The 2,335-nt window shown below is 39.1% G+C and carries 2 protein-coding genes; both read right to left on the bottom strand.

The window, feature by feature from the left end:
• Positions 1-327 precede the first annotated feature (327 nt).
• A complete protein-coding gene (locus AACU59_RS04920) occupies positions 328-888 on the bottom strand; it encodes a hypothetical protein (protein WP_094149270.1) in 561 nt (186 codons plus the stop codon).
• A gap of 453 nt (positions 889-1,341) precedes the next feature.
• Complete coding sequence (bla, locus tag AACU59_RS04915) at positions 1,342-2,223, bottom strand: carbapenem-hydrolyzing class A beta-lactamase (RefSeq protein ID WP_161437831.1); 882 nt, start codon at positions 2,221-2,223, stop codon at positions 1,342-1,344.
• Positions 2,224-2,335: the final 112 nt, after the last annotated feature.

Here is a 2,335-nt window from a genome sequence, read left to right as displayed (position 1 = left end):
CAGGTTGATAGTAATTATTAGGAACAGTGGAAAGTCAGTTCATGTTGACTTTTAGCGATGCATAGAGTCGCGACTCTCCATATCGATGGGCTCTGCAAAAAGCATTAACTAAATGTTGCAAGTGTTAATATTGGCCATCGTAGGATAAAGGATGGGGTAGATAAGTGGCGAGTGACTAAGTTAGTCGATGCATAAAATCGTTTAAGCCGTTGTCCGTGGTTGGCTTAAGTAGTACGTGTATAAGAATACTTGGTATTTCACTTAGAAACAGCAGGCGCAAAAAAGACTACGCATAAGCGTAGCCTCTTTGATTGGTCAGCAGAACCATTATATGGCAGGGGTGATAGACAATACCCATTGTTCAGTATAAGTCCCGGCTGGAAATTCATTTTTACGCTTATGTCTAATTACAAACCCTGGCATTACTTTATTTCCTATTTGACCTTCTAGCTTGATGACAGTTTGTTCTAAACCTGCTGCATCAAAAACTTTATGATCCTGTGGTGTCTGCGATGTTAAACCAACGGTACTTAAATCTGGGCATGATGATGTCTCGCTACAGGATTTACCGTCATTTGAAAATGTGGATGACCTTTTAAGTTCAAGATCAAATTTATGATCGGGGTCAGTTGATTTTATCCTTGCATTTTCTACTAGTGAGGCGATAAATTCTTGCTTATACACAGCGTCATGAAGATTTACAAGATCAAAATCAACGGTAGACTCAGTCGGATGATTAGTGGTCGTCCATGGAATTAACAAATCGAATGCTAATTTTTCTTTTACAACATGTTGAAGGTTAAAAACGTATTCTTTGGTATCTTCTGCTGCTAGGTTCACGGTAGAAAATAGCAGTAAAGCTGGGATTAAAATAATACGAAATGTCATTACTTATACCTTTGGATAAAATGTTTATGTCGAGTCATCATCCAATCTGTGAAGGTTTATTCTGAGGGATAATGCATGTTCAGCGGCTAGTGAGCCGATAATGTCAGCAAACTAGGCCATGAGATAGGAAATTAATGTAAATTAAAATAATCATTATAAATCAGTTTGATACAACTCGATATCTGCAGCTTAATCAATCAAGATGCTCGAATAACAGTTAACTAGAGTTGCTCAATGAATACTATACCCAAACAATTTAGAGTTGCAGGCAGGCGGTAAGTGAGCGAGTGTGCATGAGCATAGATAGACTCTATGATTGGGATGAACGAACGTAGCCAGCCCCCTTGAAACTTCAAATAGGAAGGGGATATACGTTCGTTATCACAAGCTATAAGATTTGCATTCCCACTCAAGTCGGCAACTTTAATTGACCACTTGAGTGGGAATAGTATTTTATTGACTTATAATGTATTGCAAAGTTTCTTTAGCAACCTCTGCTATTATCTTATCGCTATGTTTCGCGCTTGGTTCAGATTTATGTGTATATATTGCTATTACTAACGGAGATGCTTTTTCTCGCCAAATAACAGCGACATCGCTTGCTGCACCATAGGCACCACAGGTTCCCGTTTTATCACCGACTTGCCATTGCTTAGGAACGGCAGCTCTGATTCTGTTATCTCCAGTCGTGTTACCGATTAGCCAATCATGAAATAACTCCTGATGGGAGGCCGACAGTACATTGCCAAAAGATAGCTTGCCAATGCTCGTCGCCATTGATTTAGGTGTAGAGGTGTCTCGTTCGTCTCCGGGTATTGCTGTATTGAGTTCTAGCTCCCAACGGTCTAAACGGAAATCTTCATCTCCAATGCTTTTCATAAAGGTATTCATACCTTTAGGGCCACCGATATAACGCTCTAATAAAATATTGGTAGCGCCATTATCGCTGTATTGAAGGGCAGCTTGAGCCAGTTGGCCTATGCTCATTCCTTCGGCGTGATTTTCCTCGGTAATTGGTGACCAAAACTCTAGATCACGTTCACTAAAATCGATAGAAGTGTCTAAGTTCAGCAGTTGATTTTGCGATTTTTGTAAAATAGCCGCTGCCAGAAGTGATTTAAAAGAACTGCACAAAGGAAAGCGTTCCTGCTCACGGTAACCAAAAGTAAAACTTCCATATATATCGTAAGCATAGACGCCAATACGACCTTGCCAATCACTTTCGATATCTTTGACCGATTGGGTCAGTTGAATATCCGTTTGTGCAATGGTTTGAGTTGATACGGGCAGTAAAATAACAATCGACAATAACGTCGATTTTTTGAAACTGAACATTACTTATCCTTTTCTAGATATAGATAATTATAGATGAGTTAATTATCGGCATGCTGTTAAAACAAGTGTTTATTAGCCAAATTAATAAATATATACCAAGCAATATCCATCA

The sequence above is a fragment of the Vibrio sp. V23_P3S9T160 genome (assembly GCF_963886625.1).
Taxonomy (GTDB): domain Bacteria; phylum Pseudomonadota; class Gammaproteobacteria; order Enterobacterales; family Vibrionaceae; genus Vibrio; species Vibrio anguillarum.
The sequence above is the reverse complement of the archived record's forward strand: the minus strand, read 5'-3'. Positions and strand labels throughout refer to the sequence as shown.